At 60.6% G+C, this 20536-nt stretch carries 25 protein-coding genes; 12 read left to right on the top strand and 13 right to left on the bottom strand.

All coding sequences use genetic code 11. The annotated features are described in order from the left end of the window. The first annotated feature begins 69 nt into the window (after positions 1–69). From gcvH to J2045_RS10315, 4 genes are all read left to right on the top strand, one after another. On the top strand, positions 70–432 hold the full coding sequence (gene gcvH / locus J2045_RS10330; RefSeq protein ID WP_307372373.1) for a glycine cleavage system protein GcvH: 363 nt from the start codon (positions 70–72) through the stop codon (positions 430–432). Further along, positions 432–3290: an aminomethyl-transferring glycine dehydrogenase gene (gcvP, locus tag J2045_RS10325; protein ID WP_307372370.1), complete on the top strand. Its 2859-nt coding sequence runs from the start codon at positions 432–434 to the stop codon at positions 3288–3290. Before gcvH ends, gcvP begins: the two co-directional genes overlap by 1 nt. Before the next feature lie 188 nt (positions 3291–3478). Beyond that, positions 3479–3805 (top strand): flagellar basal body protein, encoded by a 327-nt coding sequence (locus J2045_RS10320; protein WP_307372366.1) that lies wholly within the window; start codon positions 3479–3481, stop codon positions 3803–3805. A gap of 226 nt (positions 3806–4031) precedes the next feature. Continuing rightward, entirely contained in the window at positions 4032–4334 is a 303-nt protein-coding gene (locus tag J2045_RS10315; RefSeq protein ID WP_307372363.1) for a hypothetical protein, read from the top strand. A 9-nt stretch (positions 4335–4343) separates the two neighbouring features. Here the strand turns inward: J2045_RS10315 and J2045_RS10310 are convergent, their stop codons facing one another. The 6 genes from J2045_RS10310 to sufA all read right to left on the bottom strand — a co-directional run bounded on the left by J2045_RS10310 (position 4344) and on the right by sufA (position 7827). Beyond that, positions 4344–4553, bottom strand: coding sequence for a hypothetical protein (locus J2045_RS10310; protein ID WP_166599449.1), 210 nt, complete (start codon positions 4551–4553; stop codon positions 4344–4346). Between the two features lies 1 nt (position 4554). Next, a complete protein-coding gene (locus J2045_RS10305; RefSeq protein ID WP_307372360.1) occupies positions 4555–5256 on the bottom strand; it encodes an acyl-homoserine-lactone synthase in 702 nt (233 codons plus the stop codon). Positions 5257–5327: 71 nt separating this feature from the next. Continuing rightward, the gene (locus J2045_RS10300; RefSeq protein WP_166599451.1) at positions 5328–6068 is read right to left on the bottom strand and encodes a helix-turn-helix transcriptional regulator; all 741 of its coding nucleotides are present in this window, start codon (positions 6066–6068) and stop codon (positions 5328–5330) included. Between the two features lie 152 nt (positions 6069–6220). Then, positions 6221–6850 (bottom strand): LysE family translocator, encoded by a 630-nt coding sequence (locus tag J2045_RS10295; protein WP_307372355.1) that lies wholly within the window; start codon positions 6848–6850, stop codon positions 6221–6223. Position 6851: 1 nt separating this feature from the next. Continuing rightward, entirely contained in the window at positions 6852–7301 is a 450-nt protein-coding gene (locus J2045_RS10290) for an Lrp/AsnC family transcriptional regulator (protein WP_166599453.1), read from the bottom strand. Between the two features lie 139 nt (positions 7302–7440). Next, positions 7441–7827: a Fe-S cluster assembly scaffold SufA gene (gene sufA / locus J2045_RS10285; RefSeq protein ID WP_307372352.1), complete on the bottom strand. Its 387-nt coding sequence runs from the start codon at positions 7825–7827 to the stop codon at positions 7441–7443. A gap of 444 nt (positions 7828–8271) precedes the next feature. On the opposite strand from sufA, the gene rutA reads away from it, so the two are divergent. The 5 genes from rutA to J2045_RS10260 all read left to right on the top strand — a co-directional run bounded on the left by rutA (position 8272) and on the right by J2045_RS10260 (position 12094). Then, positions 8272–9363 carry a pyrimidine utilization protein A gene (gene rutA / locus J2045_RS10280; protein WP_307372350.1) on the top strand — a complete coding sequence of 364 codons (1092 nt, stop codon included), beginning with the start codon at positions 8272–8274 and terminating at the stop codon, positions 9361–9363. Then, positions 9360–10103 (top strand): pyrimidine utilization protein B, encoded by a 744-nt coding sequence (gene rutB, locus J2045_RS10275; RefSeq protein WP_307372347.1) that lies wholly within the window; start codon positions 9360–9362, stop codon positions 10101–10103. The genes rutA and rutB overlap by 4 nt, the downstream gene beginning before the upstream one ends. Positions 10104–10137: 34 nt before the next feature. Then, a complete protein-coding gene (rutC, locus tag J2045_RS10270; protein ID WP_302075007.1) occupies positions 10138–10527 on the top strand; it encodes a pyrimidine utilization protein C in 390 nt (129 codons plus the stop codon). 242 nt (positions 10528–10769) lie between these two features. Then, positions 10770–11555, top strand: a complete 786-nt coding sequence (gene rutD, locus J2045_RS10265; protein WP_307372344.1) for a pyrimidine utilization protein D — start codon at positions 10770–10772, stop codon at positions 11553–11555. A gap of 14 nt (positions 11556–11569) precedes the next feature. After that, the gene (locus tag J2045_RS10260; protein WP_370873088.1) at positions 11570–12094 is read left to right on the top strand and encodes a flavin reductase; all 525 of its coding nucleotides are present in this window, start codon (positions 11570–11572) and stop codon (positions 12092–12094) included. 65 nt (positions 12095–12159) lie between these two features. On the opposite strand, the gene J2045_RS10255 is transcribed toward J2045_RS10260, so the two are convergent. From J2045_RS10255 to J2045_RS10225, 7 genes are all read right to left on the bottom strand, one after another. Further along, entirely contained in the window at positions 12160–12534 is a 375-nt protein-coding gene (locus J2045_RS10255; RefSeq protein ID WP_006728551.1) for an SUF system Fe-S cluster assembly protein, read from the bottom strand. Between the two features lie 12 nt (positions 12535–12546). Then, positions 12547–13791 (bottom strand): cysteine desulfurase, encoded by a 1245-nt coding sequence (locus J2045_RS10250; protein ID WP_307372338.1) that lies wholly within the window; start codon positions 13789–13791, stop codon positions 12547–12549. Beyond that, entirely contained in the window at positions 13784–15061 is a 1278-nt protein-coding gene (sufD, locus tag J2045_RS10245; RefSeq protein ID WP_307372336.1) for a Fe-S cluster assembly protein SufD, read from the bottom strand. Before sufD ends, J2045_RS10250 begins: the two co-directional genes overlap by 8 nt. Positions 15062–15090: 29 nt before the next feature. After that, positions 15091–15846, bottom strand: coding sequence for a Fe-S cluster assembly ATPase SufC (gene sufC / locus J2045_RS10240; protein ID WP_102019889.1), 756 nt, complete (start codon positions 15844–15846; stop codon positions 15091–15093). 144 nt (positions 15847–15990) lie between these two features. Beyond that, complete coding sequence (locus tag J2045_RS10235) at positions 15991–16215, bottom strand: hypothetical protein (protein WP_307372332.1); 225 nt, start codon at positions 16213–16215, stop codon at positions 15991–15993. Beyond that, the gene (sufB, locus tag J2045_RS10230) at positions 16215–17684 is read right to left on the bottom strand and encodes a Fe-S cluster assembly protein SufB (protein WP_307372329.1); all 1470 of its coding nucleotides are present in this window, start codon (positions 17682–17684) and stop codon (positions 16215–16217) included. Before sufB ends, J2045_RS10235 begins: the two co-directional genes overlap by 1 nt. 141 nt (positions 17685–17825) lie before the next feature. Then, positions 17826–18992 carry a cysteine desulfurase family protein gene (locus J2045_RS10225; protein ID WP_307372326.1) on the bottom strand — a complete coding sequence of 389 codons (1167 nt, stop codon included), beginning with the start codon at positions 18990–18992 and terminating at the stop codon, positions 17826–17828. 205 nt (positions 18993–19197) lie between these two features. Here J2045_RS10225 and J2045_RS10220 point away from each other — a divergent pair, with 205 nt between their 5' ends. The 3 genes from J2045_RS10220 to J2045_RS10210 are packed head-to-tail and all read left to right on the top strand — an operon-like array spanning position 19198 to position 20508. Then, positions 19198–19875 carry an alpha/beta hydrolase gene (locus J2045_RS10220; RefSeq protein ID WP_102019886.1) on the top strand — a complete coding sequence of 226 codons (678 nt, stop codon included), beginning with the start codon at positions 19198–19200 and terminating at the stop codon, positions 19873–19875. Between the two features lies 1 nt (position 19876). Further along, entirely contained in the window at positions 19877–20302 is a 426-nt protein-coding gene (locus J2045_RS10215) for a putative toxin-antitoxin system toxin component, PIN family (RefSeq protein WP_307372323.1), read from the top strand. Continuing rightward, positions 20299–20508: a hypothetical protein gene (locus J2045_RS10210; protein WP_076396105.1), complete on the top strand. Its 210-nt coding sequence runs from the start codon at positions 20299–20301 to the stop codon at positions 20506–20508. Before J2045_RS10215 ends, J2045_RS10210 begins: the two co-directional genes overlap by 4 nt. Positions 20509–20536 lie beyond the last annotated feature (28 nt).

The following is a 20536-nucleotide window of genomic DNA, read 5'->3' as shown; positions in this document are numbered from 1 at the left end:
ACGGGGAGAAGGTCCCGGCAGGGGGATGAGGGGCACCACCAACGAACAAGCACACGAGAGGAACAAACCATGCTGAAATTCACCCCCGAACACGAATGGCTGAAGATCGAAGGCGATATCGCGACCGTCGGCATAACCACCCATGCCGCCGGCCAGCTCGGCGATCTCGTCTTCGTCGAACTGCCGGAGGAAGGCTCAAGCTTCAAGAAGGATGCGGGTGCAGCGACCGTCGAAAGCGTCAAGGCAGCCTCCGACGTCTACTGCCCGCTCGATGGCGAAATCGTCGAGATCAACCAGGCGATCGTCGATGATCCCTCGCTGGTCAATTCCGATCCGGAAGGTTCCGCCTGGTTCTTCAAGCTCAAGCTCGCCAATCCCGCTGACGCCGACGCCCTGCTCGACGAAGCCGCCTATAAGGAGCTGATTGCGTAATGACAACGGAATTCCAGTTCACGGATTACGATCCCTACGACTTCGCCAATCGGCGCCATATCGGCCCCTCGCCGTCCGAAATGACAGATATGCTGAAGGTAATCGGCTATCACTCGCTCGACGAGATGATCGATGCCACCGTACCCGGCTCGATCCGCCAGAAGGCGCCGCTCACCTGGGGTGCGGCGATGACCGAGCGCGAGGCGCTCGACAAGCTGCGCGAGACGGCGAACAAGAACAAGGTCCTGACCTCGCTCCTCGGTCAGGGCTACTATGGCACCATCACGCCGCCGGTGATCCAGCGCAACATCCTGGAAAACCCTGCCTGGTACACGGCCTACACGCCCTACCAGCCGGAAATCAGCCAGGGGCGCCTTGAGGCACTGCTCAACTACCAGACCATGGTGACGGATCTCACCGGCCTCGACGTCGCGAATGCGTCGCTGCTGGACGAGGCAACCGCTGCCGCCGAAGCCATGGCGCTCTGCCAGCGCAGCGCCAAGACAAAGGCGACCGGCTTCTTCGTCGACAAGAACTGCCACCCGCAGACCATCGCCGTCATCCAGACGCGCGCCGAGCCGCTCGGCTGGACCGTCACCGTCGGCGATCCCTTCACCGACCTCGACCCGACCGAAGTCTTCGGCGCGATCTTCCAGTATCCCGGCACGCATGGGCATATCAGTGACTTCTCCGGCCTGATCGCCCGTCTGCACCAGACCGGCGCGCTTGCCGCCGTCGCAGCCGACATTCTCGCCCTGCTTCTCCTGAAATCACCAGGTGAAATGGGTGCCGATATCGCGATCGGCTCCACCCAACGCTTCGGCGTGCCCATGGGTTATGGCGGCCCGCATGCCGCCTATATGGCGGTCAAGGATGCGATCAAGCGCTCCATGCCCGGCCGTCTCGTCGGCGTCTCCGTCGATGCGCGCGGCAATCGCGCCTATCGCCTGTCGCTCCAGACCCGCGAACAGCATATCCGCCGCGAAAAGGCGACGTCGAACATCTGCACCGCACAGGTGCTGCTCGCCGTCATGGCCTCGATGTATGCCGTCTTCCATGGTCCGAAGGGCCTGAAGGCGATTGCCCAGCAGGTGCATCAGAAGACGGTCATCCTGGCCAAGGGCCTGGAAAAGCTCGGCTACAAGGTTGAGCCTGAAAGCTTCTTCGACACGATCACTGTCGAGGTTGGCCATATGCAGGGGCTGGTGATGCGGGCAGCCGTCGCCGAAGGTGTGAACCTGCGCAAGGTCGGCGAGACCAAGGTCGGCATCGCGCTCGACGAGCGCACCCGCCCCGCCGTGCTAGAAGCCGTCTGGCGCGCTTTTGGCGGCAATTTCAAGGTTGCCGATTTCGAGGCCGACTATCGCCTGCCCAAGGATCTGCTGCGTACCAGCGATTACCTGACGCATCCGATCTTCCACATGAACCGTGCGGAAAGCGAGATGACCCGCTACATCCGCCGGCTCTCCGACCGCGACCTCGCGCTCGACCGGGCGATGATCCCGCTCGGCTCCTGCACGATGAAGCTGAACGCCACGGCCGAAATGCTGCCGATCACCTGGCCGGAATTCTCAGATATCCACCCCTTCGTTCCGGCCGACCAAGCGCTGGGCTACAAGGAAATGATCGACGACCTCTCGGAAAAGCTCTGCGCGGTCACCGGTTATGATGCGATCTCGATGCAGCCGAATTCGGGTGCGCAAGGGGAATATGCCGGGTTGCTGACGATCCGTGCCTATCACCTGTCGCGGGGCGATACGCATCGCACCGTCTGCCTGATCCCGACGTCTGCGCATGGCACCAATCCGGCCTCCGCCCAGATGGTCGGCATGACGGTCGTGCCGGTGAAATCGAAGGACAATGGCGACGTCGATCTCGACGACTTCCGCGCCAAGGCGGAAGAGCATGCAGCAAACCTCTCCTGCTGCATGATCACCTATCCCTCGACGCATGGCGTGTTCGAGGAGACGGTGCGCGAGATCTGCGAGATCACCCATCAGCATGGTGGCCAGGTCTATCTCGACGGTGCCAACATGAACGCCATGGTCGGTGTCTCCCGTCCCGGTGACATCGGCTCTGACGTGTCCCACCTCAACCTGCACAAGACCTTCTGCATCCCGCATGGTGGTGGTGGTCCGGGCATGGGTCCGATCGGCGTCAAGGCGCATCTGGCACCTTTCCTGCCCGGCCATGTCGTCACCGACGGTCGTCCGGGTGCGGTCTCGGCCGGTCCTTATGGCTCGCCGTCGATCCTGCCGATCAGCTGGTCCTACTGCCTGATGATGGGTGGCGAAGGTCTGACGCAGGCGACGAAGGTGGCGATCCTCAACGCCAACTACATCGCGGCACGGCTGAAGGGCGCCTATGACGTGCTTTACACGTCTGCCTCGGGTCGTGTGGCGCATGAATGCATCATCGACACCCGTCCGCTGCAGGCGTCAGCCGGCGTCACCGTCGATGATGTCGCCAAGCGCCTGATCGACTGCGGCTTCCATGCACCGACCATGAGCTGGCCGGTGGCTGGCACGCTGATGATCGAGCCGACGGAATCGGAGACCAAGGCTGAGATCGACCGCTTCTGCGAAGCGATGCTGGCGATCCGCGAGGAAGCCCGCGCCATCGAGGAAGGCCGCATGGACAAGGCCAACAATCCGCTGAAGAACGCGCCGCATACGGTGGAAGACCTGGTCGGTGAGTGGACCCGTCCCTATAGCCGCGAACAGGCCTGCTACCCGCCGGGTGCCTTCCGGGTGGACAAGTACTGGTCCTCGGTCAACCGCGTCGACAATGTCTATGGCGACCGCAACCTGGTCTGCACCTGCCCGCCGATGGAAGCATACGCGGAGGCTGCTGAATAAGCGGTCACGCTTTCTGCCAGCTGGAACGCCGTCCGAGAGGACGGCGTTTCTGTTTTCAACCGACCACCCAATCCGTTTCAATTTGGCACAGGCGTGCAGGCACCTTCAGGACTCCGTCCACCCTCGCTCTTCACCTCGCGCTAATCTTCGACCGCTATTGTCTGGTCTCCAGCGTTTGGGAGACGATCATGAGCATTGCGGCCATCACGGGCATTGCGCTTTCCGGTATGCAGGCGCAGCAGACACGCGTGGCCGCGACCGCCAGCAACATCGCGAACGCGATGACGCCTTCCTATGATCGACGGGAAACCACATTCACCAGCGCTCCATCCGGCGGCGTATCGGCCACGGTCCGCCCGTCCGGCGACGCAGGGCTCGGTGACGGTTCGAATGTGGACCTTGCTGCCGAGATGCTCTCCCTTATCCAAGGTGAAATCGGCTTCAAGGCGAACGCCGCAGCCTGGGAAACCGGTGCCGAACTGTGGGACGTGCTCAAGACGATCGTCAAGGATTGATTCGCAGCTGGCATCCCGCCTGCGACCCTGATGCCACATGCCCCCTGTGACTGGCGACCTCCAACGGGTCACACCGGGCGCCGCAAAACACCGATTTTCGATATAAAATCGCCTTGTATCCGACGGATTATCGGCGCGCGCGCGAAATCATCGCATTCTTCGGTTGCATCGCCTCGAAGGCTCTGGCTACATGTTTCGGTTGCAAGCGGTTGCATCCGGGGGTCTCATGCACAACGAAGCACTCAATCAGTTGCGGATCAAGGTCTCGTCCATGGCCATGGACCAGTCTTCCTGTTTGAAGGCCACGGTGGACGAACTCATCGACAAGGCCATCTATGGCATCAACGGCAACGACTATGTCGAAGACTGTCTGATCCAGATCGATGAAGCGGTGGCACGGCTAAATAGCGAGCCGGAGAATGCGCAGCAGATCAGAGAGTATCTGCTGGGCGCCATCGAGGCTCTCCGCGACGAGCTTCGGCTATGCGATATTGAAACACACGATCAACCGAAAGCCGTCGGCTTCTGACAATCGATGCTAGCGATTGCTGGCCCGCCGCGTGGGTTCCGCCCCCTGGGCGGCGGCGGCAAGCGAGACCATCTGCAGCAAGTGATCGAGAAACAGTGTTTCGTCGCTCAACGGCGCCTTCTGCGACACCCCCTTGATGATCTCCCGCAGGCTACTGACCTGCTCCTGCACGATCGAGCGCACATAGATATCGGAGGATGGGAATTGGCCATCCGTCATGTCATTCTCCTGCAATTCTGGCATAATTGACTGAGCCATGCAGCTCATCGGCAAAGGGAAGCCGGACCAATGGTGCCGGTCCAAACGGATTGCACGGTGCCCGTTCGAGATCGAGCACGCTACCGTTGATGCCGTAAAGCTCATGATGTCTGAGAAGGCCCGCCCGCGAGGGCCTGGCTGTGATGGGCACGATGAGGGAACCGTCCAGCACGCTCGGCGCCGCCAGTGGCATCACCTCCCAGCCTGTGCTGACGAGAAGGTTCACCAGCTTCGGATGGGTCTCGACAACAAGCGTCTCGATCCCGGCTACGAGGCAGTATTCCATCACACCCGTCATCAGGATGTTGGAGATCGGAACAGAGGAAATCCTGCGTTCCGACACCTCAGAAATGCAGCGGGTCCATTCGAAAATTCTTGCGCCACGCGGCCAGTCGGCCCCATCCATGAGATGCGGATAGACATCCGACAAGAGATGCGGACGCGTGGTCGGCAGGAGGCGGCTATAGCCGACGACGGCTCCGTCGACGATCAAAGGCAGATGTATCGCCTCGTCACCATCGAACTGATCGATCTCGCGATCGTCGCTACGTCGGCACGCCTCCCATCCGAGTCTTTCGACAAACTGGTGATGACGGAAGCGCCACACCTGTTCCATGATCAACGCATGGTCGTGCGCATCCGCGCCCAGGATTGTCGCCAGCATGTCTACCCCCAAAAAACCTTAGGCGACAGTGCGACATGCGCGCGAATTTCAATATAGGCCGTTCAGCCTATTTATCTGATTATTCCTAGCCTAATCGATTCGGCAATCAGTTGTGCACGGTTCACGGAGTTCAATTTGCGGCTGGCGGAGGCAATCTCGTGTTGGACAGTTTTCTCAGAAATTCCAAGAATTTGGCCGATCTCCCAATTGGTCTTGCCGGCAGAACACCAGAGGATCACCTCTCGTTCGCGCGGACTGACCTTGACGGCAGCAGCAGCCCTCCTGTCGGTTGCCTCGGCCAAAAATGTGCGCAACCGATTGTGCGCATAGATTGAAATGATGTGAAGCGCCCCGCGCTGCTCGTCCGACAGGTCAACCTTGCGGGCACCGAAGGTGACGATTGCCTGGAAGCCACCGACGGAATGCAACGGAACGCTGTAGCCGTCCATCATGCCGAATTCGGTTGCCTCGTTCATGACCCGCTTCGCCGCTCGGCTCAAAGGCTTGCCGGACAGAGCCTCCGACCAGACAAAGGCCTCGTCCGACATCTTCGTGCGGTGTATCACCGGGTCGACATGGACGTAGTTTTCGCGCACATAGCGCTCGAACCAGCCCTCGGGCCAGGCGTTCAGCATGAAATAGGGGTCTATGCGCTCGTTCGGCAAGGGAATGCCGGAAATGGCGTAACAGTCCATGCCGAAGACCATGGCGGCCTTGCCCAAACTCGCGAGAACCTCTTCATTGTCTCGCGCATGCGACGACTCGGTGATGAAATCGAACATCGCATTGGCCGTGGCTCGCCTATCTGACATTGTCACCCCCGAGACAAACACCCGCCTTCGCGGTTCTCATGTCTAACACAGGCGACACCCGTCCGGCGGAGTAAACATTAGATTTCCAAGGGATTTGTTAGCTTTCCCGCCGCCGCCACAGAGGCGGACATCCCTGGCGCAGCCTCTGCGCGTCAACCACGCAGGAATGCGAGCAAGGCGAGCAGAAGTGCGCCAAGCCCGAAGGCAATCAGGATGCCTGCCGAAACCAACCCGACGAAAGCCGTGAAACGCGCCGGCAGTCTGTCGCGCATCAGGGCGACGACACCGCTCAGAAAGAACCACCAGCCCAGCGAGCCGAGGAAGACGCCCGCCACGAGGAGAGCGGCACTGGCACCACTTTGCCCTGCAGCCAGTCCCAACCCCGCAAAGATCGCCGCGAACGAGAGGATCGTCGCCGGGTTGGCAATCGTCAGAAGGAAAGTTGCAACCGTCGTGGCGATCAGACCGCGGGCCGCGACCGAGGCCGCAGAAGCGGGCGGGCGTGGCTTCAGCCCGTTGATACCGAGATAGATCAGAAAGAGGCCGCCCAACAGTTGCAGAGGCAGCTCAATCCATCCGAGGAGGGATCCGACAGCCGTGAAGCCTGCGGCCGCAAACATGGCATAGACGCCATCGGCCAGTGCCGTGCCGAGACCACCAGCCACGCCGGCCCAAAAACCGCGCTCCAGCGTCCGGTTGATGCAAAGGGCGCCGATCGGCCCGAGCGGCGCGGCAATGGCAACGCCGAGCACCAATCCCTTGCCGAAGAGCAGCGCGTCCACGTCACTCTCCGCCGATGACGTAGCTTCGCTCGCTGGCCGTCGATAGGGCGATCATCGTTTCACTGCGTGCGATCAGGCGTTCGCCCTTGAGATCTGCCAGAAACGTCTCGATGCCGGTGAGGTCGGCGGTGCGGATCTTGAGCATGTAAGACCAGCCTCCCGTTACGTGATGACACTCCAGCACGGAAGGGTGAGCCTCAGCATAGGCTCGAAATGCCGCCTGCTCCGTATCCTGTGGCAAGGTCACCAGCATGAAGGCGGTGATCGGCAGGCCAATCGCCACCGGATCGACTTCCAGAGTGAAACGGCGAATGGCGCCGGCGGCGACAAGCCGCCGGATGCGTTCATTGACGGCAGAGGGAGAAAGCCCTACGACATCCCCGATGCTGGCGAGCGACCGGCGGGCGTCTTCCGCCAGCAGATCGATGATTTTGCGGTCACTGGTATCCATAACTGCAGTTTATGGACCTGGCGGCGGTTTTCGCAAGATATTTTTTTGAATCTCAGCAAAAAACACACGAACCATCTCCTTGATGGTTCGCAGACGTCATTCGAAGATGATGTTTTCACGTGGAGGGCGGCTGAGCCCTTCAGGCAGGGGTCACCTGGCGCTGCCGCGCGAGTTCGGTCAAATCCGCAGCCTTCAGTTCCACCGATTCGCCACAGCCGCAGGCCGAGGTCTGGTTCGGGTTGTGGAAGGTGAAACCGGAGCGAAGCGTCGTCGTTTCGAAGCCCATCTCGGTGCCGAGCAGGTAGAGGACTGCTGCCGGATCTATCCAGACGGTCGCGCCGTCCTTCTCGATGCGGTCATCCTTGGGATTGGGCTCCGTCACCAGATCGATGGTGTATTCCATCCCGGCGCAGCCGCCCTTCTTGATCCCGACCCGGACGCCCTTGGCATCTGGAGCCGAGTTTCCCACGATCGCCTTGACGCGTGCGGCAGCCGCATCGCTCAGCGTCATCACTTGAAAGCCCATCGGCACAGTCTCCACGACAACCGGGTTCAAGGTCCGGCGTTTCTGAACTGCAATGTAAGGGACACGCCTCACACGTTCAATAGCTTAGGCACTGCCGGCGGTGCCCGAAATCGAACGGTTCCAATCGCGTCAACTGACGATGATCAATCCATGGGCAATGCCGGAACATTCTAAAACTTGCCTTTTATCAGGAGGTTGGGTGGTCAACAGCGGCCGAGCCTCCCTTGATCGCGATCAAAAATGACGCAACGCACCGTGGTTGCCGATTTAAACACGGGCAAAAGGTGCGGATTCCCGACGAAATTTTGACCATTCGGTAAATTATTTTCCACCCCTAACCATATCACTATGTTTTTATTTATTTTTTTAGACTGGCACACTGCTTGCTTCATTCTCTGCGAAACGAAACGGTGCTAAGCGCGCCTCCAGAAGCGGAGAACAAATATGGAAATCGGCGTCTTCATTCCGATCGGCAACAATGGCTGGCTCTTGTCGGAGAATGCCCCCCAGTACAAGCCGAGCTTCGAACTGAACAAGGCGATCACGCTGAAGGCCGAAGAATACGGCTTCGATTTCGCGCTTTCGATGATCAAGCTGCGCGGATTCGGCGGCAAGACGGAATTCTGGGACTATAACCTGGAAAGCTTCACGCTGATGGCGGGCCTTGCCGCCGTCACCTCGAAGATCAAGCTCTTCGGCACCGCTGCCACCCTCATCATGCCGCCGGCCATCATTGCGCGCATGGCCACCACGATCGATTCCATCTCCGGCGGCCGTTTTGGCGTCAACCTGATTACCGGCTGGCAGCGCCCGGAATACAGCCAGATGGGCCTGTGGCCCGGCGACGACTATTTCTCCGACCGCTACGAATATCTGACCGAATACACGACGGTCCTGAAAGACCTGCTCACGACAGGCCAGTCCGACCTCAAGGGCAAGCATTTCCAGATGGATGATTGCCGGATGAAACCGATCCCGGAAGGCGAGGTAAAGCTGATCTGCGCCGGCTCGTCGAATGCCGGCATGGATTTCTCGGCCAAGTTCGCCGATTACAGCTTCTGCTTCGGCGTCGGCGTCAATACGCCCAAGGCTTTTGCCCCGACCAACGAACGCCTGCTCGCCGCGACCGCAAAGACAGGTCGCGAGGTGCGTTCCTTCGTGCTCACCATGGTGATCGCCGAAGAGACGGCGGAAGAAGCCTTTGCCAAATGGGAGCACTACAAGGCGGGTGCCGACGAGGAAGCGATCAAGTGGCTCGGCCTGCAAAGTGCCGTCGACACGAAATCCGGTTCCGATACCAATGTCCGCCACATGGCGAACCCGGTTTCCGCCGTCAACATCAACATGGGCACGCTGATCGGCTCCTATGCGGAGGTCGCCGCCATGCTCGACGAGATGAGCGAAGTCCCCGGCACCGGCGGCGTGATGCTGACCTTCGACGACTTCCTCGAAGGCATTGAGAAGTTCGGCAAATACGTGCAGCCGCTGATGAAGAGCCGCGCCCACGTCACCCAGATGCTGGAGGCCGCCGAATGAGCGAGGCCGTTGTTGCGGGCTATCAGCCGCGCCCGGAATTGACCAAGAGCGTCACGCTTCCGGCACGCCCCGAGCCGATCACGCTGAAGCCGTCGGAAACGGCGGTCGTCGTCGTCGACATGCAGAACGCCTATTCGACCGAAGGCGGTTATGTCGATCTCGCCGGCTTTGACATTTCAGGCGCCAAGGGCACGATCTCCAACATCAAGAAGACGCTGGATGCGGCGCGCGAAGCGGGCGTTCTGGTCGTCTATTTCCAGAACGGCTGGGATCCTGACTATGTCGAGGCCGGCGGCCCCGGCTCGCCCAACTGGCACAAGTCGAATGCGCTGAAAACCATGCGCAAACGGCCGGAACTGCAGGGTCAGCTGCTCGCCAAGGGCACCTGGGATTACGCCATCGTCGACGAACTCCAGCCGAAGCCCGGTGACATCCTGGTGCCGAAGAGCCGCTATTCAGGCTTCTTCAACACCAACATGGACAGCGTGCTCAGAGCCCGCGGCATCCGCAACCTCGTCTTCGTCGGCATTGCCACCAATGTCTGCGTCGAAAGCTCGCTGCGCGATGCCTTCCACCTCGAATATTTCGGCGTAATGCTCGAGGACGCGACCCATCACCTCGGCCCCGACTTCATCCAGCAGGCGACTGTCTACAATGTCGAAAAGTTCTTTGGCTGGGTCGCCACCGTCAACGACTTCTGCGGTGCGATCGGACAGGCAGCGCCTGCCGACGCCGCTTGATACCATCACCATTCAATAAACGGAGAGAGTGAGAATGCCCAAAACCATCGTCGTTCCGGAAGGCACCCAGAAGCCGATCGCCCCCTATTCGCCCGGCGCCCTTGCCGATGGCGTGCTCTATGTCTCGGGGACCCTTCCCTTCGACAAGAACAACGACGTCGTGCATGTCGGCGACGCAGCCGCCCAGACGCGCCATGTGCTCGAAACCATCAAGTCCGTGATCGAGACGGCGGGTGGCACGATGGAAGACGTCACCATGAACCACATCTTCGTGACCGACTGGGCCAACTATCAGGCCGTCAACAAGGTCTATGCCGAATACTTTCCGGGCGACAAGCCGGCGCGCTACTGCGTGCAATGCGGGCTGGTGAAGCCGGACGCGCTGGTGGAAATCGCGACCGTCGCGCATATCGGGAAGAAGTGATCAGCGGTTAGGTTGGAGGGCGGGTTACCCCCCTCTGGCCTGCCGGCCATCTCCCCCTCAAGGGGGGAGATCGGCAAGACGCTGATCTCGGCACTCCTCTCAGGACTCGGTGCTCATCGCCTCCCCATCGAGATCTCCAATAATGGCAGGACGCTACCGCTCGTCGATCTCCCCCCTTGAGGGGGAGATGTCCGGCAGGACAGAGGGGGGTACCAACGGCAAAACGCGGAAAGCAAACACGCATGCATTACGACATTCATGGCCTCACCTCCCCCGATGCGCCGACCATCCTGCTCTCGTCCGGCCTTGGCGGCTCGGGCGGCTATTGGGCACCGCAGATCCCTGCCCTGTCACAACGCTTCCGCGTCATCACCTATGACCATCGCGGTTGCGGCAAGACCGGTGGCACGGTGCCGAAAGACGGCGGCATTTCCGCCATGGCCGATGATGTGCTCGAAATCGTGGACACACTGAAGCTCGAGAGATTCCATTTCATGGGCCATGCGCTGGGAGGTCTGATCGGGCTCGATCTGGCGCTCCGCCGGCCGGAGCTGATCGAAAGCCTCGTGCTGATCAATGCCTGGAGCAAGGCCGATCCGCATTCCGGGCGCTGCTTCGACGTGCGCATCGCGCTTCTCGAAAACGCCGGTGTCGAGGCCTTCGTCAAGGCACAGCCGCTCTTCCTCTATCCGGCCATCTACATGGCGGACAATGCGGAGAAGATGGCGGCAGAAGAGGCCCATGCGCTCGCGCATTTCCAGGGTCGCGACAATATCCTGCGCCGGATTGCGGCGCTGCGCGCCCTTGATGTCGACAACCGTCTCGGCGAAATCCAGACGCCGACGCTTGTCATTGCCACCCGCGACGACCTGCTTGTCCCCTATTCCCGTTCCCTGCGCCTCGCCGAAGGGCTGCCGAACGCAAATCTTGTGCTCACCGTCGCCGGCGGACATGCCGTCAACGTCACCTATCCGCAAACATTCAACAGCGCGGTCCTCGACTTCCTGTCGACCCTCGAACACGCCTGAAGGAATTGCCCATGCTGGCCACCAAGACCATCGCACCTGTCGCATCTGCACCGGAAGCCACCTCGCCGGAAAAGAGTGCGACCTATCGCAACGGCATGGCTCGGCTTGCCGCCGCCGTCACCATCGTCACAACCGATGGCCCCGCCGGACGCGCCGGCTTTGCGGCAACCGCCGTCACCAGCGTGTCGGACAATCCGCCGACGCTTTTGGTCTGCCTCAACAAGGGATCGTCCGCCTATCCTGCCGTCAGCACCAACGGGTTTGTCACGGTCAACGCGCTCTCGGCAGAACACGAGCCTGTCAGCCGGCTCTTCGGCGGCAAGACGCCGGTCGATGAACGCTTCGCTGCCGCCACCTGGGAGACGACGGCATCCGGCACGCCGCGCCTCCTTGATGCGCTGGTCTCGTTCGAATGCCGGGTCACGGAAGTGCATGACGGCAGCACCCATGACGTGTTGTTCTGCGAGGTTCTCGACGTCACCACCCGCGAGGGCGGCCAGGCGCTCGTCTATTTCGACCGGGCCTATCGTACCGTCTAAACATCTGTACCGAAACGCAAAACGGCCCGCGAATGGCGGGCCGTTTCGTTGGTTGCCTAATTCTCTCAATACCAGCCGACAGCGACCTGCGCCTCTTCGGACATGCGGTCCGGCGTCCACGGCGGGTCAAAGCTCATTTCAACTTCGACGCCCGACACACCTTCGACCGAACCGACGGCATTTTCGACCCAGCCCGGCATTTCGCCGGCAACCGGGCAACCTGGTGCCGTCAGGGTCATGACGATCTTCACCGTGCGGTCGTCTTCGATGTCGATCTTGTAGATCAGGCCGAGTTCGAAGATGTCGGAAGGAATCTCCGGATCATAGACCGTCTTCAGCGCGGCGATGATATCGTCCGACAGGCGGGCGACTTCGTCCGCCGGGATCGCGGTGTGGATGATGCCGTCGCGGACATCGGGCTTGGTTTCGGTGTCACTCATCGTGTTCATTCCTCAGGCGAAGAAGCTGCGGGCGTAATCCAGCGCGTCCGCCAGCGCATCGACTTCTTCCCTTGTGTTATAGAGACCGAACGACGCCCGGCAAGTGGAAGTCACGCCGAAACGGGCGAGCAGCGGCTGGGCGCAATGGGTTCCGGCGCGAACGGCAACGCCGCGACGGTCGATCATGGTGGAGACATCATGGGCGTGGATGCCGGCGAGTTCAAAGGAGAAGATCGCTCCCTTGCCCGGTGCATTGCCGATGATCCGAAGCGAATTGATCGCCGAGAGGCGCTCATGCGCATAGGCGCGCAGGCTCTCCTCATGGGCGGCAATGTTCTGACGGCCAAGGCTCTCCATATAGTCCAGCGCATAGCCCAGCCCGATCGCCTGGACGATCGGCGGCGTGCCGGCCTCGAAGCGATGCGGCGGCTCGTTATAGGTCACGCGATCTTCGGCCACCTCGATGATCATCTCACCGCCGCCCATGAAGGGGTCCATGTCGCGCAGGCGGTCCATCTTGCCCCAGAGCACGCCGATGCCCGAGGGACCATAGAGCTTGTGGCCGGTCACGGCATACCAGTCGCAACCGAGATCCTGAACGTCGACGGGCATGTGGACGGCGCCTTGGCTGCCATCGACCATGACCGCAATGCCACGCTCATGCGCGATGCGGCAGATCTCCTTGATCGGCACAACGGTGCCGAGCGCGTTGGACATATGGGTGATGGCGATCAGCTTGGTGCGCTCGGTCAGGCAGCCGACAAAGGCCTCCATGTCGAAGGCGCCTTCATCGGTGACCGGTGCCCAGACGAGCTTGGCGCCCTTGCGCTCCCGCAGAAAATGCCAGGGCACGATGTTGGAGTGGTGCTCCATGATCGAGAGCACGATCTCGTCGCCCTCGCCGATATGCTTCATGCCCCAGCCATAGGCGACCGTGTTGATCGCCTCGGTCGAGGACTTGGTGAAGATCACCTCGTCAATCGAGGGGGCATTGAGAAAACGGCGTACCTTTTCGCGCGCCGCTTCATAGGCGTCCGTCGCGGCATTGGACAGGAAATGCAAGCCACGATGCACATTCGCATATTCGTTAGAGTATGCGTGGCTGATCGCGTCAATAACCTGCTTCGGCTTCTGGGCCGAGGCGGCATTGTCGAGATAGACCAGCGGTTTGCCATAGACCTCGCGCGACAGGATCGGGAAATCCCGTCTGACGGCGTCAACGTCGTAACCTGCCCGTGCCCCGATCGTGTCAGCCATGATGCTCCAGCCAGTCGGTGATGATCTCTTCCAGGGCCTCGACGAGCGGCTCGTTTTCAAGCTCCTCGACGATTTCGGCGACGAAGCCGTTGATCAGCAGCGCGCGGGCCTTCTTCTCCGGAATGCCACGCGACATCAGGTAGTAGAGATGGCTCTTGTGGATGTCGGCAACCGTCGCACCATGGGCGCACTGAACGTCGTCGGCGAAGATTTCGAGCTCCGGCTTGACCGAGAATTCACAATCATCCGACATCAGCAGCGTATTGCAGGCCATGCGCGCATCGGTCTTCTGGGCGTCCGGGGCAACCCGGATCATGCCCTGGAAGACGCCCTTGGCGCGATCGAAGACGACGTTGCGGATCACTTCCGTCGAGGTGGTGTTAGGCACGTCATGACCGAGCGTCATGGTGACGTCGGTATGGGTGTCACCGCCGAGCAGGTTGACGGCGCGGAGCGTAAAGTCGGAGCCTTCGCCAGCCGTCTTCACATGCACTTCCTGACGGACCAGCTTGCCACCGGCATTGACCACGAAGAGGCGGAACTTGGCGTCCGTGCCGAGCTCGGCGCGGATCTGCCCAAGATGGGTATCGGCATCGCCTTCACCCTGGAGGATGATCCAGGTGATCTCTGCACCTTCACCAAGCTTCAGGTCGGCGACGACGGAGGCAAGCGCTGCCGAACCGCTCTGGCCGACATGGCGCTCGATGACGGTCGCCTTCGAACCCTTGCCGAAGGTTGCCGGGAAGCGCAAGTGAAGCTGGCCGGCGGCATGCACCGACTGCAGCTCGATCGGCGCTTCGATTTCGGCGTCTGCGGCGACGTCCAGCGTGAAGCCGTCCCGCACGAAAGCGCCGTTCAGGCGGCCGATCGTGTCGTCACCGTTGAAGGCGGTCAGGCCTTCGGCTGCGTCACCTTTCGTCAGCGCATCGCGATAGAGCGAAACGGCAAGGCCTTCCGGCAGCGATGCCGGTACCTCAGCCACGCCCTGCAGCACGTTGAGCACGGTTGAGCTAGACACCAGCGGATTGACCGCCTTGGCCACAGCCTGGGGCTCTTCGGCAGGAAGGGCACGCAGCAGTGCCTTCAGGTCGGTGTAGTGGAAGGTTTCGACGCGGCGCGTCGGCAGGCCCTGGCGCTTCAGCGCGTCGAACAGGCCGTCACGCTTCAAAAGCACGGCGCCATCGCCCGGAAGGCTGCCGATCTGGTTGGTATAGGCGTCGATGAGCTGGGTCTCGGCTGCGGTGAGCCGGTTGGCCGCTTGCAATGTCATCGTTGCAACTCCTTTAAAACTTGAAACGCTTAGGCTGCCTGACCGGTGATATCGGCATAACCGTTGGCTTCGAGTTCAAGCGCCAGGCTCTTGTCGCCCGACTTGATGATCTGGCCCTTGTAGAGGACGTGCACGCTATCCGGCACGATGTAGTCGAGCAGGCGCTGGTAGTGGGTGATCACGACGGTTGCACGATCCGGACGCTTCAGCGCGTTCACGCCGTCGGCAACGATCTTCAGCGCATCGATGTCGAGGCCGGAATCGGTTTCGTCGAGAATGCAGAGCTTCGGCTCAAGCAGCGCCATCTGCAGGATCTCGGCGCGCTTCTTTTCGCCGCCGGAGAAGCCGACATTGAGCGGACGCTTCAGCATATCAGGGTTGATCTTCAGTTCAGCCGAGGCTTCCTTGACGCGGCGGATAAAGTCCGGCGTCGTCAGTTCGGCTTCGCCACGCGCCTTGCGCTGCGAGTTCATCGCGACCTTGAGGAACTGCATGGTGGCCACGCCCGGAATTTCGACCGGGTACTGGAAGGCGAGGAAGATGCCCTTTGCCGCGCGCTCGGCCGGGTCGAGTTCGAGAATGCTCTCGCCGTTATAGAGGATATCGCCTTCGGTGACTTCATAGTCTTCGCGGCCCGACAGGATGTAGGACAGCGTCGACTTGCCGGAGCCGTTCGGGCCCATGATGGCGGCGACTTCGCCGGCCTTCACGGTCAGATTCAGGCCCTTGATGATTTCGGTGCCGTCTTCGGCGATGCGGGCATGGAGATTGCGAATTTCAAGCATGTCTGTGTTCCTGTCCATCGGGCGGTTCAAGGGCCGCCTGTCGTTTCCTGTTGCGCCGCGCGGGCGCCTTCTCATTCCGTCATCCTCGGGCTTGCCCCGAGGATATATGGGCCACCAGCCTTGCGACAGCGCGCACTGGCCTCGTCAGCCCTCGTTCAACTCAAGCCGTTTTTCGATCCGGTCGATACGCAGCTTCAATTCCGCGATCTCGCCGTCCTGCCTCGTCTCGTCGGTCATGAACCCGGCCATGTACTGCTTCACGGCCCGCATCTCTGCACGCATACCGACCATTTCTTCCTTCAAAGAAGAGAGATCGGTGCGCATGATGCGCAGGTGCTCCAGGATGAGATTCTCGACCTTGTCGTTCATCACCCCACGCTACCCTCAAGCGATATGTTGATCAGCTTCTGCGCTTCAACCGCAAATTCCATCGGCAGCTGCTGGATGACGTCGCGGACGAAGCCGTTGACGATCAGGGCGATCGCCTCTTCTTCCGGGATGCCGCGCTGCATGGCATAGAACTTCTGGTCCTCGGAGATCTTCGAGGTCGTCGCCTCGTGCTCTACCTTGGCCGTCGAGTTCTTCACCTCGATGTAAGGCACCGTATGCGCGCCGCAGGTGTCACCGATCAGGAGCGAATCGCAATTGGTGAAGTTGCGGGCGTTTTCCGCCTTGCGATGCATCGAGACCTGACCGCGATAGGTGTTCTGCGACACGCCGGCCGAGATGCCCTTGGAGATGATGCGGCTCTTGGTGTTCTTGCCGAGATGGATCATCTTGGTGCCGCTATCGACCTGCTGGTGGCCGTTCGACACGGCGATCGAGTAGAACTCGCCCTGGCTGTCATCGCCGCGCAGGATGCAGGACGGATATTTCCAGGTGATCGCCGAGCCGGTCTCGACCTGCGTCCAGGAGATCTTGGAACGGTCGCCGCGGCAATCGCCACGCTTGGTGACGAAGTTGTAGATGCCGCCCTTGCCGTCCTTGTCGCCGGGATACCAGTTCTGGACGGTCGAATACTTGATTTCGGCGTCGTCCATGGCAACGAGTTCGACCACGGCTGCATGCAGCTGGTTTTCGTCGCGCTGGGGTGCCGTGCAACCTTCGAGATAGGAGACGTAGGCGCCTTCCTCGGCGATGATCAGCGTGCGCTCGAACTGGCCGGTGTTCTTCTCGTTGATGCGGAAATAGGTCGACAGCTCCATCGGGCAGCGAACGCCCTTCGGAATGTAGACGAAGGAACCGTCGGTGAAGACCGCGCAGTTCAGCGTCGCATAATAATTGTCGGTGACGGGCACGACCGAGCCGAGATACTTCTTCACCAGGTCAGGATATTCGCGGATCGCTTCCGAGATCGACATGAAGATCACGCCGGCCTTCATAAGCTCTTCCTTGAAGGTCGTGACGACCGAAACCGAATCGAAGACGGCGTCAACGGCGATCTTCGAAGTCTGGACGCCGGCCAGCATTTCCTGCTCTTTCAGCGGGATGCCGAGCTTCTCATAGACCTTCAGGAGTTCGGGATCGACTTCGTCTAGCGACTTCGGGCCGGCAGCCGTCTTTGGCGCCGCATAATAGTAGATGTCGTTGAAGTCGATCTTCGGATAGTCGACGCGTGCCCAGGTGGGCTCGACCATCGTCAGCCAGCGACGATAGGCGTCGAGGCGCCATTCAAGCATCCATTCGGGCTCGTTCTTCTTGGCCGAAATGAAGCGGACGATGTCTTCCGACAGGCCCTTCGGGGCCTTGTCGACTTCGATGGTAGTTTCAAAACCATACTTGTACTGATCCACATCGATCTGGCGGACCTGATCGATCGTTTCCTGCACAGCAGCCATGGTCGTTCTCCAATCTTGCCGGGCCAAATTCCGGCAGCTTGTTAACGTTGGGCGGTGACCCGCCATACTTAAGGTTCCCGAGCCATCATTTCACCCCTCTTGGCAAGGGAAAAACGATGTTTGGCCCGGTTTTTCGCCGCCTTAGGCGGCCTGCCCCGCCGGTTTGCGGCGGGCAGCAATCTTCACAAAGGCGTCCAGAAAGCGATCGATGTCGCTCTCCGTCGTATCAGGGCCAATCGACAAGCGAAGCGCCCCGGTCGCGGCATCCTCGCCCATGGCGGTCAGCACATGGCTCGCGCCGACCTTGCCAGACGAGCAGGCGGCTCCGGCCGACAGCGCGATGCCTTCCAGATCGAATGCGATCTGACCGGTTTCCGCCTTCAGCCCCGGCAGATGGAAGAAACTCGTATTGCCGACCCGCGTCTCACTGCGACCGTAGATCACGGTCTCCGGTGCTGCCGAGACGATGCCTGCCTCCGCCCGGTCGCGCAGTGCGGCAATCCCGGCATTCCGGCTCACCAGATCCGCCGACATCCGCTCTGCGGCTGCCCCAAAGCCCGCGATCGCCGCGAGATTCTCGGTACCGGCCCGATGCCCTTTTTCCTGGCCGCCACCGCGCACCAGCGGCTCCGGCATGAAAGTCTCACCCTGCGACACCAGCGCACCCACGCCCTTCGGACCGCCGAGCTTATGGGCCGACAGGATCAGGAAGTCGGCGCCGAGATCTGCGATCGACAGCGGGATGCGGCCAGCAGCCTGCACGGCATCAACCACCAGCAATCCGCCAAACTTCTTTACGATGGTGGAGACCTCGCGGATTGGCTGGATGATCCCCGTTTCATTGTTGACCAGCATCACGGCAACCAGCGGCAGCCCCTCGGACGCGTCATGGCCTGCCAGTGTGCTGGCAAGCGCATCAAGATCGATCAGTCCCGCAGGCGTCACGGCAAGTTCCGTCACGCGCTCTTTGGGGAATCGCCCGCCGGCCCGCACGGCCGGATGCTCGATTGCCGAGACATAGAGGCGTCCAAGGCCGACACGCGACTTGCCCATGCGGTAGACCGGCGACAGAACCTGATTGGCAGCTTCCGTCGCGCTTGCGGTAAAGGTCACATGCGCGGCTTCCGCACCAACAAGCGTTGCGACGGCGCGACGCGCCTTTTCGATTACGGCCCTTGCTGCACGCCCTTCGGCATGCACCGAAGACGGGTTACCGGGCATGGCGAGCGCGTCGAGCATGGCGTCGCGCGCCGCAGCCCTCAGGGGCGCGGTGGCGTTCCAGTCGAGATAGATGCGCTCAATAGCCATCCTCAGTTCGGACTCCCATGCATCATGCGGTGCATTTTCCTTGAAATTTCCGCCGGGCTTGCCTTATGACACCTTCACCCCGGATGCGACGCCATCCAGTTTCGAACGGTTCTAAACTTCGTTCTAGAAAAGCTGACTGACGCCGTCAAGTCAGCTTTCTAATTTGGTGTTGACGAACCGCAAAAATGTCAGGGACCGGAACCTAATGCCCGAAGTGATTTTCAACGGCCCCGCGGGTCGTCTCGAAGGCCGTTATCAACCCTCCAAGGAAAAGAGCGCACCGATCGCGATCATCCTTCATCCGCATCCGCAATTCGGCGGGACGATGAACAACCAGATCGTCTACCAGCTGTTCTACATGTTCCAGAAGCGCGGCTTCACCACGCTTCGCTTCAACTTCCGCGGCATCGGCCGCAGCCAGGGCGAATTCGACCATGGCGCCGGCGAGTTGTCGGATGCAGCATCTGCCCTCGACTGGGTGCAGAGCCTCCATCCGGATTCGAAGAGCTGCTGGGTTGCCGGCTACTCCTTCGGCTCGTGGATCGGCATGCAGCTCCTGATGCGTCGCCCTGAGATCGAAGGCTTCATGTCGATCGCGCCGCAGCCGAACATCTACGACTTCTCCTTCCTCGCCCCCTGTCCGTCATCCGGCCTGATCATCAACGGCGACAGCGACAAGGTGGCTCCCGAGAAGGACGTCATCGGCCTCGTCGACAAGCTGAAGACCCAGAAGGGCATCCTGATCACCCACAAGACGGTGCCAGGCGCCAACCACTTCTTCAACGGCCAGGTGGAAACGCTGATGGCCGAGTGCGAAGACTATCTCGACCGTCGCCTCGAAGGCGAACTGGTTCCGGAACCCGCCGCCAAGCGGATCCGGTAAGATGATCCGGATCGTGGCCGATACAAATGTGCTGGTCAGCGCTTGTATCGGCCAGGGTCCTGCTTCGAAGGTGATCGAGGCTTGCCTGACCGGCAGGCTTGCACCGATGCTGAGTTTGGCGCTTTATCTCGAATACGAAGACGTCGTGAACCGCACGACACACTTTCAGCGTGCGCGTTTCGACCTCCACGACCGCAATGATCTGCTGGATGCATTTTTCTCACGCTGTACACTTGTCGACATTCACTACCGTTGGCGTCCGAATCTCCGTGACGAGGGCGACAATCACCTGATCGAACTGGCGATTGCGGCGAATGCGCGCTATCTTGTGACCAGCAACACCAGGGATTTTTCTGGTGGCGATTTGAGATTTGATCGTGTCGAGGTCATCGAGCCGACACGACTGTTCAGGGAGCTCTCGCTGTGAAATCAATCACTATCACGCTGCCCGAGCCACTGGATGCGCAAATCGAAAGTGTTGCCCAGGAGAATGGCCTGACACTCAACGATTTCTTCGTCGAGGTGACCAAAGACATCATCGAACAGAATGAGGTGCGAAAGCGTTTCACGCAGCGCGCAGAAATCGGCAAAGACAAAGTCGATGCGGTTCTAGCGATGCTTCGACGAGAATAGCTTGCGCAATGTTTTCAACTCGTGATTT

This window comes from Peteryoungia aggregata LMG 23059 (assembly GCF_030814435.1).
Taxonomy (GTDB): domain Bacteria; phylum Pseudomonadota; class Alphaproteobacteria; order Rhizobiales; family Rhizobiaceae; genus Allorhizobium; species Allorhizobium aggregatum.
Note: the sequence above shows the minus strand (reverse complement) of the source record. Positions and strands in the feature narration are given on the sequence as shown.